The organism is Eubacteriaceae bacterium ES3 (assembly GCA_030586155.1).
Classification (GTDB): Bacteria; Bacillota; Clostridia; order Eubacteriales; family Eubacteriaceae; genus Acetobacterium.
This window is the reverse complement of the sequence record CP130741.1, coordinates 327,189-348,337: the sequence shown is the minus strand read 5'-3', so window position 1 is coordinate 348,337 and position 21,149 is coordinate 327,189. Positions and strand designations below refer to the sequence as shown.

11 protein-coding genes and 1 CRISPR repeat array (1 of these 12 only partly in view) are annotated in these 21,149 nt (G+C 39.2%); all 11 genes read right to left on the bottom strand.

Annotation, left to right across the window (positions count from 1 at the left end):
- Positions 1-1,895: direct repeats of the CRISPR family, unit length 36 nt; unit sequence GTATAAGTTTATCAATATCCATCAGAGAACCAAAAC; it reaches 1,768 nt to the left of the window's first position.
- Positions 1,896-1,987: 92 nt separating this feature from the next.
- The 11 genes from cas2 to Q5O24_01485 all read right to left on the bottom strand — a co-directional run bounded on the left by cas2 (position 1,988) and on the right by Q5O24_01485 (position 20,829).
- A complete protein-coding gene (cas2, locus tag Q5O24_01535) occupies positions 1,988-2,311 on the bottom strand; it encodes a CRISPR-associated endonuclease Cas2 (protein ID WKY48037.1) in 324 nt (107 codons plus the stop codon).
- Positions 2,304-3,224 carry a type II CRISPR-associated endonuclease Cas1 gene (cas1, locus tag Q5O24_01530; protein WKY48036.1) on the bottom strand — a complete coding sequence of 307 codons (921 nt, stop codon included), beginning with the start codon at positions 3,222-3,224 and terminating at the stop codon, positions 2,304-2,306. Before cas1 ends, cas2 begins: the two co-directional genes overlap by 8 nt.
- Positions 3,185-6,532 carry a type II CRISPR RNA-guided endonuclease Cas9 gene (gene cas9 / locus Q5O24_01525; protein WKY48035.1) on the bottom strand — a complete coding sequence of 1,116 codons (3,348 nt, stop codon included), beginning with the start codon at positions 6,530-6,532 and terminating at the stop codon, positions 3,185-3,187. The genes cas1 and cas9 overlap by 40 nt, the downstream gene beginning before the upstream one ends.
- Before the next feature lie 86 nt (positions 6,533-6,618).
- On the bottom strand, positions 6,619-6,846 hold the full coding sequence (locus tag Q5O24_01520; protein ID WKY48034.1) for a hypothetical protein: 228 nt from the start codon (positions 6,844-6,846) through the stop codon (positions 6,619-6,621).
- A gap of 55 nt (positions 6,847-6,901) precedes the next feature.
- Entirely contained in the window at positions 6,902-8,965 is a 2,064-nt protein-coding gene (gene brxL, locus Q5O24_01515; GenBank protein ID WKY48033.1) for a protease Lon-related BREX system protein BrxL, read from the bottom strand.
- Positions 8,966-8,989: 24 nt separating this feature from the next.
- Positions 8,990-11,512 (bottom strand): BREX-1 system phosphatase PglZ type A, encoded by a 2,523-nt coding sequence (gene pglZ / locus Q5O24_01510; protein ID WKY48032.1) that lies wholly within the window; start codon positions 11,510-11,512, stop codon positions 8,990-8,992.
- Complete coding sequence (locus Q5O24_01505) at positions 11,500-12,087, bottom strand: ATP-binding protein (GenBank protein ID WKY48031.1); 588 nt, start codon at positions 12,085-12,087, stop codon at positions 11,500-11,502. Before Q5O24_01505 ends, pglZ begins: the two co-directional genes overlap by 13 nt.
- Positions 12,088-12,302: 215 nt before the next feature.
- On the bottom strand, positions 12,303-15,980 hold the full coding sequence (gene pglX / locus Q5O24_01500; GenBank protein ID WKY48030.1) for a BREX-1 system adenine-specific DNA-methyltransferase PglX: 3,678 nt from the start codon (positions 15,978-15,980) through the stop codon (positions 12,303-12,305).
- 14 nt (positions 15,981-15,994) lie between these two features.
- The gene (gene brxC, locus Q5O24_01495; protein WKY48029.1) at positions 15,995-19,609 is read right to left on the bottom strand and encodes a BREX system P-loop protein BrxC; all 3,615 of its coding nucleotides are present in this window, start codon (positions 19,607-19,609) and stop codon (positions 15,995-15,997) included.
- Between the two features lie 39 nt (positions 19,610-19,648).
- A complete protein-coding gene (locus Q5O24_01490; GenBank protein ID WKY48028.1) occupies positions 19,649-20,227 on the bottom strand; it encodes a DUF1788 domain-containing protein in 579 nt (192 codons plus the stop codon).
- Positions 20,227-20,829 carry a DUF1819 family protein gene (locus Q5O24_01485; protein WKY48027.1) on the bottom strand — a complete coding sequence of 201 codons (603 nt, stop codon included), beginning with the start codon at positions 20,827-20,829 and terminating at the stop codon, positions 20,227-20,229. Before Q5O24_01485 ends, Q5O24_01490 begins: the two co-directional genes overlap by 1 nt.
- Between the last annotated feature and the right edge of the window lie 320 nt (positions 20,830-21,149).

Here is a 21,149-nt window from a genome sequence, read left to right as displayed (position 1 = left end):
TGACCAGGTGGAGTATAAGTTTATCAATATCCATCAGAGAACCAAAACAGACACAACCACCAATTACCGTTTTAGCTTGTATAAGTTTATCAATATCCATCAGAGAACCAAAACCAGTCCATTTAATTCCTCGAGGATGAAGAAGTATAAGTTTATCAATATCCATCAGAGAACCAAAACGGGCTGATGAGATGAAAGAAATATTAGGATGTATAAGTTTATCAATATCCATCAGAGAACCAAAACCTAGCTGTTGCTGGATCACTGAATGAATTACGTATAAGTTTATCAATATCCATCAGAGAACCAAAACGAGGAGCTTAATGCAATGGTTTAAAAAAAGGTATAAGTTTATCAATATCCATCAGAGAACCAAAACATTCCTAGTTCCATTACTTTGTTTAACAAGTATAAGTTTATCAATATCCATCAGAGAACCAAAACGATGCCGACTATGAAAACTTTAAATACCACGTATAAGTTTATCAATATCCATCAGAGAACCAAAACGGCATCTGCGTGAAGCAGATGCATGTGAACGTATAAGTTTATCAATATCCATCAGAGAACCAAAACCCAATGTTGATGTACCAACGGACTTTGATGGTATAAGTTTATCAATATCCATCAGAGAACCAAAACCTAGTAGGTGAGAACGGCCCTGAAGTTGTTGTATAAGTTTATCAATATCCATCAGAGAACCAAAACGAACAACTGCTAACCTAGCAGCTGTCAGACGTATAAGTTTATCAATATCCATCAGAGAACCAAAACGATTTTGGCGACAAGGCTTTACAAAAACAGTATAAGTTTATCAATATCCATCAGAGAACCAAAACGAGGTATTTATAATATCAAAGAGTGTGAAAGTATAAGTTTATCAATATCCATCAGAGAACCAAAACACCGTCTTTCGCCCTTCCAGAATGGCCTTGAGTATAAGTTTATCAATATCCATCAGAGAACCAAAACGCCATCAACTAATGCTTCAGCACAATTCCGGTATAAGTTTATCAATATCCATCAGAGAACCAAAACGCTGCTGCCCAGTTTGAAATGGCCTTTTTCGTATAAGTTTATCAATATCCATCAGAGAACCAAAACATCTTGCTGGTTTTGATAAGGCTGTTTTCCGTATAAGTTTATCAATATCCATCAGAGAACCAAAACGGGTAACAGAACGGTATGATGAAGTTGATGGTATAAGTTTATCAATATCCATCAGAGAACCAAAACTGAAAGAGAACCCAACTAATTCTGCAAATTGTATAAGTTTATCAATATCCATCAGAGAACCAAAACGGCTTCTTTTCGCCTTTGCTTCTGTATTAGGTATAAGTTTATCAATATCCATCAGAGAACCAAAACAAACGGAAACGGTTGAAGAAACAGTAGTTGTATAAGTTTATCAATATCCATCAGAGAACCAAAACGGGCTGATGAGATGAAAGAAATATTAGGATGTATAAGTTTATCAATATCCATCAGAGAACCAAAACCTGGATATATTACTATTGACACATTGGCACGTATAAGTTTATCAATATCCATCAGAGAACCAAAACATAATTCCTAACCAGGTAAAATTTATATTTGTATAAGTTTATCAATATCCATCAGAGAACCAAAACTTACAACGTTAGTTGCTGGTTTTAAGCTTCGTATAAGTTTATCAATATCCATCAGAGAACCAAAACAAAGTCGGTTTTATGGTGCTCTTGTTTTCGGTATAAGTTTATCAATATCCATCAGAGAACCAAAACAGCAGATTTTGATGAAAAAGGAAAATTAATGTATAAGTTTATCAATATCCATCAGAGAACCAAAACCGAATCCATTAAAAAAGATAGGTTAGAATTGTATAAGTTTATCAATATCCATCAGAGAACCAAAACCTTAAATTAAATTTACCACTTTTTTGCCTATTAGGCAATCATAAGTTTACCATATTAGAAAATCCACAAGAATCCCCTTTAATATGCCATTCTCAAAGTTCCATAATATCCTTAGTTCCAAGAAATGATTCAGATGCAGTTTTTTCACCTATCAATATTTGCATCGAGGCATATTGTTTTTCTGTAAGTGTCAGCACTCTCACTGAGCCTTCAGGTGGTAAAAAAGATTTAACTACATTAATGTTTTTTCTCGCATCATCATGATTTCGGGTAATCCGGCAATAAACTGACAGCTGCACCATAAAAAAACCATTTTTAATCAGCTTATTTCGAAAAACCGATGCTTCATGACGATCACTTTTTGTCAATGTCGGTAAATCAAACATAACTATTATTCTCATAACTCGATTATTCACCTTCATTCCCCTTAAAAAAAATGTCATTCTTATGGATTTCCGGAATTTTCAACAATTCAATCTTTTCTTCAGCTATTGCGGATGTCAAGCTAGAGATATATTCATTCAAAGCATATCGAAGATGATATTTCCTGTTTCCAATAAGAACAGTATGATTCACCAGGTTGATGAGATCACGCCTGTTTTCTTTTGTCAGTTCAGTTGCCAGATTATCCTGATTTTGATCCACCCATAAATCAACTAATGGTCGCAGTGGCTCCATCAAATCATCTGCCAGATTAAAACCATTATGACGGTTGATGTGGTGAATCCCCAGGGCACAGTTAAATCCAAAAACAGACAAAGTTTTTGCAACTGACGAACGAATAATTGTATAACCATAGTTAAGGGCTGCATTAATTGCCGAATCATAATCTCTGACGAATCCTGCACCATACATACGATTAAAGAACCATTTAGCTGCTATCCCTTCACGATTGGTGACATCATCATAGTCAACCTCTTCTTTAAATCTTTGCATCCGCTGTATATGTTCTTCATGGACATTACATAAAGACATTACTTTTGCCTGATTTTCAATTTTCCCTTGTATAATCGTCTTCCATAATAGGCCCTTAAAAAACTCGGTCATATCTATCTGCATTTTTAGTTTACCAAAAGGAGCATAGCTGCTATTCATGGGAAACGTATGGGACACAGGTAAATGACTGCCATCGCAAAAGAGAATATGAGCACCGGCATTGGTAATAGCATTCAAAGCAGCAACTGACAAAGTCGTTCTGGGGTTATCGATAACAATAGAATAAATATCCGTTAACGGAATCTTATTCTCAATTTCATTTTCCACTACAATCAGCCAATTGTTTTTAACTGTCAGTTTTTCGCCGGTATTAATGATAAGGGTTCGGTACATTTGATCTCACCCCCTTTATTTCCCAAAAGATCAATGTTATATTTTACAACTGTATCTTGCTTTGCTATTGGAAGCGCTTTTCTTTTTTGCAAAGGTTGCGTGTCAAGAGAGTAATATAGTTGATTTTGATTGATATTAAAAATAGATTTATAAAATCCCGAGAACTTAACCTCCCCTTTTTTATTTATCACCTCAATATAATCATTTTTAAATAAATACATCATATGCTCTGAATAGTCTTCCGGCAATACTCCCTGTTTCATCCACAATTTTTTATCTCTATTAACAATATCCGTATATTTAAGTCCCCAAATGGACGTTTCTCCTTTTTGGTTTTTATAGATTTCAACACAATAATACTTCATCCCGCCAAGAACCGAATAATTATCTTCTGAAATTTCTTTTCGGTAATAATTCGTTATCGGTTTTTCTACAACCGATACCTGGTTTACTTTCTGGCCTTGTAAAGTAACAAATTGTTTCAAATCATTAGCTTTTAAATAGGCTTCGACCGTAGCATGGTTTTCAAATACATCATTCAAACTTTCAATCAGATCTGAATCATTTGTTCGAAGTTTATCTAAATCTGTTTTCTTCAGTTCTGCTACAGATTTTCTTTTAACCTTATATTTAACACCGTCGATTTCACAAACGCGAATTGGATTAGAATCAGCCATTTCTCCCCTGAATTTCCGTTCCTGCTTCTGTGAAACAATCGGCAGGTGTGGCTTAATCTCAAAATCTGAAATATCCCCGTAAAAGTTCTTGATCCGTTCTTCGAATAATTCTGGGTTTTCTTCCTCAAAACGGATATTCACTTCTTTTTCAAGTTCTTTTACATATGATGGGACACGGTTTGACTGCGTTAGTAGCCTTTTAGTATAATCTTCCTGAAAGTTATAGTATTTAGTCATTTTTTTTAAACAGTCTGCCAAATATTTCTGATATTCGTCATTAGTCGTATTGCGATGGTGTCTTTTGATTTGACCCAACTTGATATTATCTGATGAAATTTCAACATAAGCCGGTGTAAGATTTGCAATGACCACTGCATCAACCGCATGATTTAAGTAACTTTCCCGATTCTTATCTTCCTTTCCCCAGATCGTATCACGCAGCCAAATTTTCCTAAACCTTGATGTAATCCCACCCTTAATTCCATAAACCGGCTCGCTCTTCTTACTGTCAAAGAGTAAATAAGTTTTTAAATATCCTATCAGATATTTGGTAATATACCGGGTATCATTGATGTTTCTGGATTTCCAATCAGCCAACATCTTCCTGTTCTTGTCATCATAAATATTTTCAACCATCAGATAGTTATATTTGCGATCGGAAATCTGACTTTTCTTTTTATGGTGCATTTCATTAATTCTGGCAATAAAATTTTCTCTTTGAACACCACTCATATACATTAAAGGCGTTCTTTGTCGTTTTATCTGATTTTCGCTCCCCATAACCAGCGCTTTGTTATTAGCAGTATTATCCAAGATAAGGGAATATGGAACGATGTGATCCACCTCAAAGCGATGGGTTTTATCCAACAATACAAGTTTAAGGTCATCAAATGGTTTCCCAGAGTATAAACATTTCCCGTCCTGTTCTCGATAAAGACGAAGTTTCTCTATTTGAGTTCCCGAGACATCTTCAGTATCAATCCCAAGTAAATCAGCAATTTCCTTTTTATAGAGATCATTTTTCTTTTCATTTTCTTTCTGATTTTTCTGGATTTTGCTCCGTTCAGTAAAGCTTCGATTTAAATCACTGGCCACTTCCAGATTGATACATTCTGGACTTCCATACTGGCGAACTATCGCATTGATTAATTTTCTCGTTTCATTGATGGCCCTAAACACAACAGGATTATCTTTTATTTCCAAATCATCGAGCGGTTTCAAGAGACGTTGCTGTGAGTCAGTATCTAGACTTTCCTGCCGTTCTTTTAAACGATTGGCCTGAAAATTCCCGTAGGCTTCACCGTTCAAAAATGCCTTAATCGCTTCACACATATACTTATAACTGACATTACTCGTTCCACTGATTTTTTTACTGCAAAGTTCTTTTCGCAAGGAATCAGTCATCCATGGCAATTTCTTTAATTCGTCATTTCGCCGTTTAGGAGTCTGGTATTTTGAAATCAACTCACCCATCTGATGAAGCTTTGATAGCTGCACCACGTCAAACTGCTCTTCAGATATCAATTCTTGCCAATCTAAATTCGTCTTCTCAACTGATCCTTTTACAACTTTTAGATATTTTATCGCTTTTGACAGGGCCTTATCATCAGACAATTCACTTTTAACCAAAGTCAGCCCATGGCTTTTAACAATTTTTTTAGCTTCTGTCATGGTCAGGTTTCCATTTTTCAGAAGTGTATCAACCAGGTCTTTTGCTGCTTCCGGTTTTAAAAAAGGCTTTCCAGTTTCATCATCTTTAAACTGATACTGAGATAAGGTATTGGTAACCGCGTATACATCAGAAATAACGGTGCTGCGAAAACCTCTGTCCAACTCCTTATAAAACATACATTTCCCTATGGAATCCAAAAAACCGGAGTATCGACGATATTTTTCATTTGCATCTCCAGGACCATCTTCAAAATCACGCTGACTGAAAATAATCGTTTCAAGCATTTTGATATTGGCGTTTGTCAGACAATTGTAATACTTGCTCTGTTCAGTGAGAATTTGATTCATTTCATCCTTTAAATAAGATCGATTGATTAAATAATGTCTATCCTGATATTGATTATTCCTGAAGTCTGGATAAGGCTGTTTCTCATTTTTAAATTGATCAACAATGCACTCGGCTGGTGTCCGATAGGATTTTGAATGAAACAGCTTATCAAAATTATTTAGCGCTTCGTAGTCCGCTTCTTCCTCTTCATCCAGCTCACTATTTTCCATTTCATAAAAATCTTTATATCCACGATGATTGCTAAGATGAATAAGACAAGCTCCAATCTCTTCCGGAGTTATTTCCTGATCCAGAGCTTTAACCCGTAGGGTATAAACATCTTGCTGATCTGTTTCAAAATACCTGTTCAGATCATCTATTCTTACCAGTCCAATATTTTGAAGATGTCCTTTAACTCGGTTCTTTCGAAATTTGCGTCGTCTAACCAGACGTCTTGTTCCTCTAAAACCTCTTCTTTGCTGACTTTTTCGATCCTTTCCCAGTTGATCAATTTCCCCTGATTCAAAAATACGCACCCCAAAATTTTCTATCCGTGCCGCATTTTTATCACCAGAAATAACCGCCCAGCCAATTGAACCAATTCCAATATCCAATCCTAATCGATATTTCATATCATCAGATCTCCTTAAAATAAATTGACATTTCTTAGTTAATCGTCTACAATGGAGTTGTTAAGAATTACTAATGTGTACGTTTATCAATATCCATCAAACCAAATTGATACCAATTGATATTTTATAAGTTTATCAATATCCATCAGTAGTTCTAAGATAAGGCACTTCTTCGGAGGTCGCCGTGGGGTATGGTGGTAACCGACAAGCAATCCACCGTTTTTAGAAATCAAGCACCTAGTTGGTGCTTTTTTCTTTTTCTTTTTTTCTTTAAACACCACTTTTATTTCATTATACGCTTCAAAATTGCTCAATTCAATATATTTTAATGTTTTTATCAGATCCTTACTTTATCCATGCAATCTTTTTCTATTCCACGCCCAATGCTTTAAAAACTGCATCTTCCGGGCTCTGGTAAAAAATCAGATTGAACTTGCCCATCAGTTCAGGTGGTACCGTTCCCATATCACCAGCTGATACAATGGGAATCAAAACCTTTTTAGCACCTGAATCCAGGCAAACCTGAAGGATATTCGCCAGCTCCTCCACTTTATTTAGTGTCCCACCGATACTTAATTCACCTAAAATCCCCAGGCTCGGAATGACCGGTTTATTCATGGCGGCAGAACAAAGGGCAATCAGGGCCGTTAAGGATAAATGACTAGTCATCCCAACTCCATTTAGATCCTGAACATGAAGCATATAGTCCTTATTCAGTGTTGAAATTTGACCACTGATCGTTTTACTGTTGGCTTTCAGATATCGATAGGCAGTATCCAGCGCTTCTTTGTCTTCACGTTTACTGCCTATTCCCGTGCAGATGAATTTTCCTGAGCCTGACGTTATTTCAGTCTCAATTTTATAGACTCCAGGCATACCCGTTCCGCCCATGGCAATAGTATAGACATGACCAGCCTTATTCATTCCCTCTGGGATCAGTTTTCCTCCGCCCTGCTCTGGAACCGGCACATAGTCTTCCGTAAAGGCTTCATTATCAATATAGGAAAAATTAATATCATAAAATTCCATTCCGCCAATTCGTTTTAACTGCTCTTTGACCCGCCGACGCATCTCAAGTGCAAAGCGGAGGATTTCCAGGATATCCGCCTTGTCAAATTCACCATGGGGATAGATCAGTTTAACCAAAGCCGATACCATTTTTCGCACCCCAATAACATCACGCTGGTTCAGATTATTTCCCAGTTTAAAATACTTGTCAAAAGCATCCGCATAAGAAATTTTTCGCAGCTCCCGCATAAAGGCGGCCAGATAATCAGTAATAAAACCATAACTGTCGGTAAAAAACTGAGGTCGATATTTAGGGATCTCCCAGCCCGGCAGGTAACAGTGCATCCGATCAAAGAAAGCGCTGTCATTACTCATTTCCGGTGGAAAGGGATCAAAAAGATGTGAGGTTTTAAGCAAAACATCCACACTCTGATTAATATTTCCGACGAAAACCATCGAAGCCAGGGCCGATTTTTCTTCCTTACCCCGACTGAAGGAACCGGAAGCCATATAGTCTTTCATTATCTGGATTCCATCTTTATCTTTAAAACGGATACCCGCCACTTCATCAAAAGCAATACAATCCCACATTCCTACCAGGCCAACGGTTCGATTACTCATATTATAAAACAGGTTAGCCACGGTCGTCTGCCCGCCGGAAACCAGAATACTGTTGGGAGATATTTCTTTATAGACGTGCGATTTACCCGTCCCTCTGGGGCCAAGTTCACAAAGATTCAGATTATTTTCGATCAGCGGCATCAGCCGCGCTAAATGCAACCATTTCACCCGCTCGCTTAGATGGTCCGGTTCCATCCCGGTTGAGCGGAGGATCACATCAATCCATTCCTCTTTGATAAAATGCTTTCGGCCTTCCTTCACCTCCTCCATTTCCAGGCTGGGCATCTGTATGGGTGTCAAATTCCTGATCACAAAAGGACATCGATTTTTGTCCCCTTCATCATAATAATATTCCATCTGCACAATACACCAGATCCCACCGCATAAGAGCCGCTCAAAATCCGAGGCATATTTTTCCGCAATCGGCACATTTTTAATGCCCAGATTTGAAAACTCCGCTTCATAAATATCTGCCCTGAAATTTAACTGAATCGAAATCTTATCGATCACCGTATAGCTGCCTTTTTCTCTAAGTTTGGATATAATTTTCTGGGCTTCATCGGGTCGAACATAATTTTCTGCTAAAATCTGTTTCACGTTCAAAACCCCAGCTTCGATTTCCTCCTCATCCATCGATGAGCAGTACATTCCAAGCAGGTACTCCAGTACATATACCGGCACATTTGCACCTTCTTTTATTTTTTTAGTCAAATCTTTGCGCACAATTTTACCGGCAAAATGATTTCTTAATTTTTCCAGCAGGATTTCCCGTTTAGTCTTGATTTCCTGTTCTATTTTGCTCATCCTATCGCCTCCTGTCTTATTCGACTAAAATCCAAAATCATTCGCAAAGGCCAAATCCATTGATACTTCATGTCTAAATATCTCAAGGTCGTTGGACTCATCGACTGCCAGCAGATAATATTTCCCCGATTTATCATAGTGTTGATTTTTCAAACTGAAATGCAACCTGACCATCCGTTGCTGGGCGTCATTATCTTTTTTATCCGCTATAAATAACAACTCATTAGATATTTTTTCATTATCGTCAGAAATGAAATAAATTCGGTAGCTGGCCGGGCTGATGCCCTCTCCCACTGCTTCTGCTTGCATAAAGTCCAGAAATACATTGAGAGTCGTAATCTTTCTGATCACACTGACCAGCATGATTGATGCCGGCCTTGTTTCCACCCGTCGTTTTTCAATTTTTATATCGATTAGTGGAACAATCATTTCCTGGGGAGATGATCCACCATGAACATAGTTCTGTCCACCACCAGTCACTTTAAAAACATTGGCGCTAATGGGCGTGGTTACTCTTTTAGAATCGTCATTCCCCAGTATCTCTCCAAGTGTTCTTGATACAATCCCGTCCCCGATTAAAGGATTACTGTGAATAATAAAACGACGGTTCACAAAAGCATCTTTTTCGGCATTATTTGACAGCTTGTCACTTTCCTGCAGCTTATCACGTTTATAAATAAATCCATGATCAGCCGTCACCATAAAATGATAGGTATTGGCACTGCCTGAAAGGCGACGAATCAATCCGTCAATTTCTTCAACCGCTTCCTGACAGGCGGTAAACACCTCATTTTCTGTGTTTGCTTTATCTCCCCTGGCATCAATCTGATTATGATAGATGTAAACGACCTCCTGACCAGTAAAGACTTCTCTCAGCTCCGCCTTTTTCATGTTCCTGATGTCATCAAACTGAACACAGCGGCTACTTAAAACATAGCTTTTTAGAATGGACTCTCGTTGTTTCAGGTCATCGGCAGTTTTACCATCCAGCAAAACCTTGTAATCATCACTTACAGAAAGACTATGATGCGGAAGCAGTGCCGCCATTCCCAGTCGGGTAGTGGAAGGGACTAACCCCAGCATTCCAGAAAAACTGGCCGTGCATCGTTCATCCGCCTGCAATTTTAAAAACAGTTCATGGCCTACTTCATAACGCAGGGCATCCGATATAATCACGACCAGTTTATCCTTATTAGGCTCAATGATTCGTTTATAGAAACGTCGTTGCAGTGGCAATGTCGTCTTAACTTCTTCACTCTCAAAAGTCTCATTCCAGCCACGCACAATCTTATCAAGATACTCATTACTATAGATGTTCTCCACTAGAGAAGCAAGCTTTTCAAAACCAGTCGTATCACCAAGCTGATCAAAGTAATAAAAGAATTTCCGGTAGTGACCATCCATCTCAAAATCGACTTTCAGATACTGGTCAACTAATTCCTTAAAATTATTTTGGCACTGATAATTAGCATTTATTATCAAATAATAAGCGTGGTTCAGCAACTTATAGCTAGTCGTAAATTCTTCGGAAAAATGCCCATTAAGTCGTTCCCGGCAAATCTCCGGAAGGGTAAGGTCTCCTAATTTGGCTCCGGTATCTTCAACCAAAAGCCTTTCCACCAGCCAATCAATCAGGAGCTGATCAACAACCGCAAATGTATCACAGTTAATTAAATCATTCGGCTCATATCCTTTTAAAACACTTTCCATATCCAACCTTTTCTGAACAAAATCTGAGAACTTATTGTACTTTTTAATATACAAAACATTATTCATCAGACTATCCATAAAGGCTATAATATTGCCGGTTTTACTCGATATAAATGGCTTTAAAGCTTCTGGCAGCTGTCTCTGAAGGGATCTTTGGGTAACCGTAAGAAAAAGGGTAAAAACCAGTTTTTCCAGCGATGGACTTTGCTCGATGTAACCAAATTTCTGACGGCAAAAGTCCCAGAAAACGCCAAGTAGATCATATTTTTGAAACTCCTCCAAGAAACGATTACTTTCAAAAGGATTTTCCGTCTCCATTAAAACCGCACGCACGACTTCTTCAAAGGAAGCTGTATGGGTTTTACAAAGGCAGGACATCAGTGCCACTTCAATGGTTTCTTTATTAAAGTTCTGGATTTCAAGATCATAAAACCGTTGTCTGCGGTCCCGGGCAGCGAAAAATTTAATATACTTCTGAATCACTGGTTTGTATTTTTCATCGATGCCCAGATCTACCATCAAAAGCGATGCCCGGTCGGCATAAAAGACTTTCGAATAGCGAATAGTATCCTCCAGGTGATTGTCTCTGACTGATGGTCTGGGAAAAGGCGCATAAATCAGATAACTGTTAATGGTATCCACCCGTTCCAGAAAATGCTTGGTCTGAAACTGATTATCGGTTTCCAGATGATATACTTTTGCACCGTTAAGCTCAAGACCATCAATTTCAGCTTCAAAGTCGCCATTGTCGTCATACCAGAAGACCAGTTTTCTATTTTCGCCGCTGAATTCAGTATTGAGTTTATCTGTGATCTGTTTTAGGTTCATTTCTGCCATGGGCCGTCCTCCTGCTCTTCCACCAATAATTCCCAATGGCCAGTTTGGCTGCTGCCCACTCTTTTAATTAACCCCTTTCTTTTTAACTTTTTAAAATAGTATTTGGCCCGATCGACATTCCAACCTAATTCATCGGCAATCTGCTTTTGGGATATAGAAGGATGCTTGCTAATCTGTTTTAAAAGTGCACTCTCGGCTTCCGATAATGGCGCTTGGGTAGTACCTTGGGTAGCTTGGGTAGTACCTTGGGTAGTACCTTGGGTAGTACCTTGGGTAGTACCTTGGGTAGTACCCAGACTGCTTATTTCACCCGGTCTAAACATATTTACCCTAAAGTTGCCGCCCATTTCTTTTAATTCCGGTTCCGGCAAACCAGCTTTTCTGCAGGCACTGATCATTTTGGGTATTCCGCTCCCCCATTGTTCTATAATCTTCATATAGGTTAAGGCACTTACAATCCCCCGATTTCTCGGTCGGCTGCAGCCGGACTTTAGATCTTCGATCGTTACTCCACCAATCAGCATTCCCGGCTGATATTCAATGCTGCTAGATTCGCCTGCAAGCAGTTCTTCCATTGGCTAAACTCCTTCCGTTTCGTACTTCAATCATTAATTTATTTTCATTTAACCACTATACATTTTTCATCTCTCGACTAATACAATAACCCAATGTCTATATTGTTCGTAGATCGTATTTTTTATACGAACGATAAAGACGTTTTATCATCAAACCTTCCTTTTGTGCTAATAACGTGTTTAATCTTAGTATTAAAGGAAATTATTCAAATATCTTATATTTTCCCCAAGACTGAAATTTTCTTGCCTTCCACATCCGTCTGAACTTTCTCATAATTGACCTTGACTCCATCATCCAGATCCAGTTCAATGCGAGCCAGAGCCAGATGGGCAATTTTTTCATCGTAGACCTTGCTTTCTTTTAACTGCTTGATCAACTTTTCCTTGCGCTTGGCAGCTATTGATACATCTCGGGAATTGCTGCTATTCTCGATAGTTTCCTGCATTCGGTTCATTTCACTTTCGTAGACCTTTTGCATCCGATGAAGATAATCGATGCGCAGGTTTCCGATGGTATCGGCATTATAACGATGCAGATAGATTAAGGCTTTAAAACCGTTCTCTTTGCCGCTGTCAAAGAGCCAGTATATCGGGCGTTTCTGATAAATTTTACAGTGGTCTTTATAAAAGTCTTTGAGAAAATAGTTGCGGATAATTTCTCTTGAAGTGTTCCCTTTATTGCCTAATACAGCCGCAATAAAATCGAGATTGTCTTCCAGACTTTCCTGTCCATAGACTTTTTTAACAAAGGCTATAAATAGACCGACGATATCATCTTCAAAATATTCTTCATCGGTAATGGGCAGGACATTATCCTTGTCCGGGATAAAGGTTTTGTATTTTTGATTGTCCCATTCGCCGCCAGCATAAGCCAAACCCTCAACATCCAGGCTGTAACGGCCGAACATGCAGCCGACGGCGTAGGAAATAAAGGAACGAATTTCTCTACTAAGATCGGCTTTGCGGATGGTCACATCTTTATCTTCAACTTCCGGGGTGAGTTCATCCTGTAGGCCATAAATGTCAATGAAGATGCGGTTGAGTTCTTCTTCGTTGGCTTTAAGTTGGGTAAATTTCATATTCGTAAAATCCTGCCAGCGTTCAAAAGCTTCCTTGATGCAACCACTTTTAAAAGATATTTCGGTATCCACTAGATTACCTTTTCCATCCTGTTCGTAAGAGCGGATTATACCCAGATTATCGTTGGATTTATAGGTGAGTAAGGGATGCGTTTTGAAATCCCATGAAGATTCGAAGGAATCCCAATCATATTTTGCTAGGGTTATATTCTCATGAACTAATCCTTCTACTTGTTTGCTAGATTGTAAAATAATTGGTAGCGCAGTAATATTGCCAACTAAATAATGGAGTGTTGCATTCATAGTATTTAAGCAAGATTGAGCGACCTTTGAATTTAAGTAACCTAAAATAAAATGCTCATTTTCTTTCATAGTAAAATATGTAGGTGCTTCTACATTGAAAAGAAAACCACTAGGTAAAAACCGTACACCAAAGCCACCCGAAGTAGTATGTGACCATGTTAATCCCTCTTTAAAAAACAGCTCATCATTTCCCATTGCATTCAATCTACATCCTGAACAGTTCTTTATTTCAAGGCCATCATTTTCCCAATTTACAACATAATCAAAATTTCCATACCACTTCCGAAATTCACCACCTTTAATTTGTGGTACCCATCGTCTACCGCTATTTAAGTAGTCAACCTTATTTTTCATGCAAAAAGAAATATTACTATGTGAAACTTCAAACCATTTTTTTAAGAACAAATCATTATTACCAGTTTGCAAACCTGCCTTACCATCTCCAATGTCTGATAATTTTTGATTCTCAAAAATTTTTAAAAACTTTACACTCACCCAATACGCAATTGGCATTCCCGGTATTTTAGAAAAGTTTTCCTGCTTAGCCGTATATATATCGTTCCCTGCCAGAAAAGCTTCTTCCTTAGCATTCTGACTAGTATAATCAATTAATCTGGCATAGGTCGCCTGATAATCCTTTAACTGATTATTCACCATAACAAACGCGGTTGTCTGAACCACCTCACCACCAATTTCTTCAAAAGCTCTTGGTCCGAGATGAGCCATATTGACAAGATTTCTCTCCATTAATTTTTTTCTCAGTTTCTCAAAACTGGAAAGAAACATCCAGGCATGCTGGGTAATCATGGCCTGAAAGCCATTTTTATTAGTCATCTGTCCGCAGCTTTCCATAAAGACCGCAAACAAATCACTTTTACTGTCCGGATAATTCTTCTTCACAAAATCCGATAGCTTAGCACTCATTCCCTTGCTGCCCATATAGGGCGGATTAGTCACTACCACATGGTATTTATGTACCATAGCCTCCCCAATATCAATGAGTTTTTGCAGACGAACGGAAGCTTCCTGTGAGCCATGAATATCAAAGGTGAGTTGATTGTTCTCTGCACGCGGCACGGCAAAACGACGAAGCAGGTCCCAATCGCAGGGCGTAATATTTAAAATACTGCCATATTCTTTGGCATCATGAAATTCTTCAACCAGCTGCATTGCCTGCTTTACCGCAACATCAAACTCTTCTTCTGATAAATTCAAGCCCATATCATGCATTGGTGCTGTTGCAATCCCATTACCTTCTTCAATCGCATAGATATGAGGCTTAATCTCGCTGGAAAAAATCCGCCGATTGTATCGTCTAGCTTTCATCATCAGGGCAAAATAAGAAAGCTGATAGGCCCGTTTATCGATATCCAAACCGTAGAGGTTGCTTTCCAGAATACTTGCGGCGGCATCCCGCTGGCTGTAACCCTGACTTTCATAGATCGCCATTAAAACATCAAAGGCATAAACCAGAATATGGCCACTGCCCATACAAGGGTCAATCAGCTTAATATCCTGTGGTCGGAGATCTTTATAGCTTTCCCGAATAGCAGCCAGCTGTTTTTCAACTTCCGCTTCCTGGTCAGCTTCTTCCAGATAATATTTCCAGCCATAATAGCTGGCATTCATCACTTCACTTGATAATCCCGACTCAGCCTGACAATGTTCCAGCCACAATCGTCCCAGGCTGTTCTCTACCATATAGCGAACGATCCAGTCAGGAGTAAACAGCTGGGTAGCCGCCGGGATACGTTCTTTGGTGATTTTCACGTTCTTTTTTAATAGCGCGAAGACCTCATCTTTGGGTTCAGTATTGTAATACTGATAAAACCAGCCAATAATTTCCACCTGGCCTTCTTTTTCGACATTGAAGTCATCTTCAGCAATATCATTAACCAAATGGGCCACCACCCCATCGCTGTCAGTATATGAAAAATTTAGCAGGAGTTCTGAATAGTCATTGGTTTTTTCAAAGAGGTCTGGCAGAATTTCATTTAAGGCATTGCACTGTTTAATAAAAAGCATCCGAAACAGTTTGTCCCACTGGTTACTCTTTTTCAGTGCAATAATCTGAGCCTTTTCCTGATCTGAATAGCCCAAATCCGCATCAAAAGGACTGGTGACCAGGTCAGGCTCCGACTTCCCCTCTTTTTCCGAAGACAGCACCCGAATCCGGGTGGGGAGATAGTCGTTGACTTCCATAAAGCGAATGGCAATCAGCCGGTTAAACCAGGTATAGGCTACTTCCTCAACCAGGTTGTTAAACGCATCTTCCTGTTCCTTTTCTTTCAGAAGTTTAACCAACTCCTGTCGCTGCTTAATTTGGTTTCCGCTAATCGAATAAGGATCTTTAGTCCCAATATCAAAAAACTGGATGGTAGGAGTCGACTGGGGCAAGGGCTCCTTGATTTCTTTTCCGCTTATTCCCAACAGTCCGGCTTTATAAGTAATATCAGCAATGAGTTTATTTCTGGCCCAGACTGCAAAATTTTTAATGGCTGTTTTATTCATGGTCATCCTCGTCTTTAAAACTCAATATTCACAATCGTATCCTCTTCCAGCTGGGCAAGTATTTGCTTCTTAAGGTCTTCCAGATAGCTTTCCAGCTCCTGTTCGCTTTCAATCTGCCAGGATACCTGGTGACTGATGGTTTTGATGGAGATGTTCTTTCGCTTTTTAGCAGGCGGTGGTACATGAGTAGTCCCACTTGGAGGAGTTCCAGGCTCTTTTACTTTTCCACTACCTGGTGCTGGCTTTTCATAGGCTATTCGACGCTCCCTTTCGGTCATTTCATCCAGCAAACGCATTTTAAGGGCATCTGCTTCCGTTTTAATATTTAAAAGGGTCGCCACATTATTGCAGGTCTCCGCCTTTTCTTTAAGTGCGACAAATTTTTTGGTATATTGTTCGTGGTATTCATCGTAATATGTTTTTCCCTGCAGTTCCTCCATAATCCGAGCTTTGGCGGAATCAATCGCACTATTAATTCCCGGCAACTGATCACTCAGATAATGGCTGTAGGTATGGATATAGTCACTTAACAATTCTGGCAGTTTGGGAATATCACTATAAGGTGAAGGCTTTAAAAGTATTCTCTTTATTTCTGCTACCAGGCTTTCAATAGTCTGATTGGCAATAAAGTTCTGACTTTCCTCATAGATTTTAATCTTCTCATGAGCTTTGCTGAAAATGCTGAACTGTTCTCCGGCGAAGAAACTTTTTACCGGTTCATAATCTTCGGAAAAATCCAGAAAATCATCCATATCATGATCGACTTTGTTAAAAAATTCCATCGGCGACTGAATCCGCTCGACCGAACGTAAGAGTGCCAGTCCATCTTTAACAACGTCTTTGCCGGGGAGATGATTATTTCGATAGTTGATTTCCAGTTTTTCCAGATCATTAATCAGACCACGGCAATAGTGTTTAAAATCCTCCATCATGGTGTCGTCATCATCGTCCATCATCGAAACATTAAAGACTTCCCTGGACACTTTCCGCAGGGCTTTTTTCTGCCTATCGTTGGCTTTCTCACGGCGCTCGGTCAAAAGCTTCTCAACAAATTCTTTTTTCGTGAAGTAACGGACCAGTTCCTCCGGCAATTTATTGTGAAGGGTTACCGGTTCTCCGCTGACCGTTACAGAAATATCCCCATCTTTAAACAGTTTCGCCACCAGCCATTCCACATCCTCTTCCACGAAACCGTAAGGGGCTTTCATAAAACGATCCATCACCGTTTTCATGGAGCTTTTAATGTGCTTAGCAGAATTATCGCCAATAAAGGATAAGACTTCCTGAAGTGCAAGGCAGTTGGCACTTTCTGTTTTCCCCAGGGCAAGGGCCTGCTGGTTGAGGTTTTTAAACAGGTCTCGGATATTGATATCCCCCATCGCCGTGTCAATATAGCCAAGTTTATGATAGACCGCATCGACCAGTTTACCCAAAGCCTCTATAATCCTGGAATTAACGTCTTTTTTACTGATTTGAACCTGGTCACCACCAACATATATTTTCGCGCTTTTCATCGCTTCTACCAGATACAGTTTAGCATGTTCTTTTCTTTCGCTCAATTCAGTTCGCTTGGATTCCTTGATCTGCTCAAACTGAGTTAAGCGCTCCCCCGTGCCTAATTGAAGGTATTTTTCAATTTTTAGAGCATTTTGTATTTCCTCAATAAAAGCGCTGTCATCAGGAAGCACCACCAATACTTTCTGTTCTCTTCCAGATTTCATTCGGAGGTTTATCTCGTCATCATTAATATCGGAAGCCGGTGTTATAACTTCTACTCCGATCACCTGATTCTGATTTAATTTATAAGGACGACCATCGACAATCTGATTAAAAGCAAAATTATAGCGCCCATTTAAAACCGGGTTCTGGTATTTTTTTGTCTTTAATATATCTTCAAAAATCAGTTCTGATACTTTATAAATGACTTCTGCTATTTCCACATACTGACTCTCTACTTCCCGGTTGATTTCCTGCTCTTCATCGGTCAGAAAAACATAAAGTTCGCCGTTTTTCTGTACCAGCGTCTCTCTAATCAGAATTTTCAAGGCCTCTTCCACCCGTTTTTTAAGAGCGATCCGGTCGGTATCAATGTCACGAATCATCAGGCTGGTAATATTATCCAGATTGGCGGTAATCTCTTTAACGTATTTAATCATAAAGAGGGTTTTTAGGACATTGACATTAAAACAGTCATCTTCATGGTTGGGGTTAATGTGTTCATTATTTAAGGATCTGGCGATAACTCCGCTGTGACTATGATCGAGAAAGCGATCAAGAGCATCATAAAAAACATTGAAGGGGATTAGCGACCCTTGCTCCTTATCCATAATAGTCACAGCCGAATCTTTAAAGAGGGCAATCATCGAACGTTCCCCCTCGGAAAGATGTTTGCCGGAAGCACCGTGGGTCCGGATAGAAGTTAATACGCTGGCCAGCAAATTAAATTGATAAGGCACAAAAGGATAAACTGCAGAAAAATCCTGTCCGTCCCGGTATAGTTTTTTCTCTACCCCATCATTAAAGACAATCAGATTTTTAATAATAGTTTCCTTATTTTCATAAAGAAGACCAAGGGTTTGCCGGGCAACTTTGTTCTTATCCAGGATTCGTTTCTTGATGACTTCATCGACGTTAGCTGACGATAGTGACAGGCGGGTATCAAAGCGTCCCTGAATTTTAGAAAAGTCATTACCCTTGGTTTTAGTGACGGAATCAATATCCTGCTGACTGGTCACCACAATCCAGACTTTTCCATGGCAGGCCGTTCCCAGATCTTCTGTTACCGTCTGCAGATTAAGCATCAGCTTAGAGTCTTCGCCAATATACTGTCCAATTTCATCCACCAGAAAAACAATGTGGTGGTTATCCGCTTGCAGCGTCAGATACTCTTTTATCAGCCGAGCAAAGCCCTCGATACTTAGTGGGTAGGGCTCTGTGGATTTCTCACACCAGTTTCTGCCCGCCTGCTCACTCATAAAACCCATTTCATCCAGTACCTCCACAATGGTATCCTGAATAAAATCAAATTTATTACGGGAAGACTCCCAACTTTTGCCAAACTCCTCAGCAAATTTATCTTTAAATTCTTCATAGCGACCGGCTTCGTCAAGCTGACGCTCCAAATCCGCCAGATAGGGAATGGCACCGCAATAACCCTGCATTTCGTTGAATACTTTTAAAAACACCGAAACGATGGCATCCTTTGAACTTTTACCCGTCATTTCGCTTTTTGAATCAATATTAAAAAGAATGACATCGGTTGAAACACTGGCTGCCAACTTCATATTAGCCAGCACCAGCGGATTCTCAATTTTGTCATCCTCGATAAAATAATCCAGAGCTTTTTTACCATTTACTTCCCTGTTTGAAAGCAGATAAGAAAGAATTTTTAAAAAGTGTGATTTACCACTGCCAAAGAAGCCCGAAATCCAGACACCCATTTTATCGGTCGTACCGTTAATGCCTTTGCGGTAACTCTCAAAAAAATCGGCAAAATGCTTTTGCAGTTCACCGGTTACCACATATTCTTCCAGCTCCTGCCTGATGTTTTCGTCATCCGCCTGGCCCACTTTAATGACCCCTTTGATATCTCGATCGATAGCTTTAACAAACATATCTTTAATTATCATGCTAATCTCCCTTTTAAGAATTCTTTATCTTCTATAATACTAATCCACCAGCTTAAAGGCTCGGTAATAATTATCGTCTTTAATCGCCGAAAAGAGGACCAATTCCTGGCCATCATATTTCCCCGGAAAAAACAGAACCACCGGCACCCGGTCAATGGCCTGATGGAGATTATTTAGAATTTTATGTGATCTCAGAATGGGATAGCACTTGCCAATCCCGGTCAGAAAAACAACCGCGTCTTCCGGTGTATTTTTTTGAATGTGTTTTACAATCAGGCTGTTTTCATCATTGATCTGCAGGAGGTTTCCCACTGCCGATACGATCCGTTCCAGACCTTTTTTCTTTTCGAATTTAAAACACTGGTCTAAAAAGCCCTCTTCCTCCAGAATATCGATAACCAGATCATAAAGGTCAAATACCATCAGCTTAAAGCCATCGGTTTGTTGTTTATTTTTCTTCTCTATATATCTTATCCGTTCTCTGACCACCAGTTCTTTTTCAGGGGGATAATCAAAAACATAATAGCCGACTTCGTTACCCAGGCCCTTGTTTTTTCGAAAACTGTCGGTCTTTATTAGCTTTTCTGCTGTATCCAGCCGCTGTTCCAAGTTTTCCATTATCTTACCCCCGTTAAGGCATTGAGTATTACAAGCAGCTCATTATCTTTCAGGCAATCCTCCAGCCTTTTATCTAATATCGGTTTGAGGATTTTTCGGCTTCCCTTGGACTGTCCAATAAGGCCTGCTTCCATCAAAACGTTCTTATAGGATGCGCCTAAGCGCTTAAGTGTAGCGTCTTTCCAGCCTGCCACTTTTTCATCCTGAATCTGTTTATTTTTAAAAAATATTGTGATATCGCTGTCTTTTAGCTCCTCATCGCCGATGATAAGCTTTTCCCGATAGATTTCATGCATAAAGTCAAAAAACAAGGCATCCGTTAATATTACCGCAATGAGTACTATTATTTTCTGGTTGCTGATGTCGCTCTGTTCAAAAACCGGATAAAAAGCTTTGGGCAGGCTTTTTATTCGCCTGGATACGGTATTGAAGATCATGATTGAACGGGCTTTTGAAGACGCCATGAAAAGATTTTCCTGTCCATTTATTTTTTTTATTTCATCAAAGGTTGCTCCCTTATTAATCAGATCCATCATTCGTCTGAATTCCTGAAACCAGAAGGAAAATTTGACCATCCCGGTACGATACTCTTTTTTTTGCATGCTATCCTCTCCATCTGATTTATATTGTGTATAATTATTCCATTTGAAATTATTTATCAATCTGTGCACTTAGAAAAATTTTACACTGCCTCGTGTACATTGTAAACATTTTTAACCGTTTAATTCAGATAAACATTTTTCGAGCTTAATTCTTCATACCATTATAGACAGCATACACGCCTTAACACGTAAAAGAGCGCTAAAACCTTCAGACTATCGACTAAAAGTTTTTAACGCTCCGTTTTTACACTAACTTAATGCATACTACAATTATGAAACATCATTACCAAGACGGATTAACCTTTATTTCTCCGCAAAAA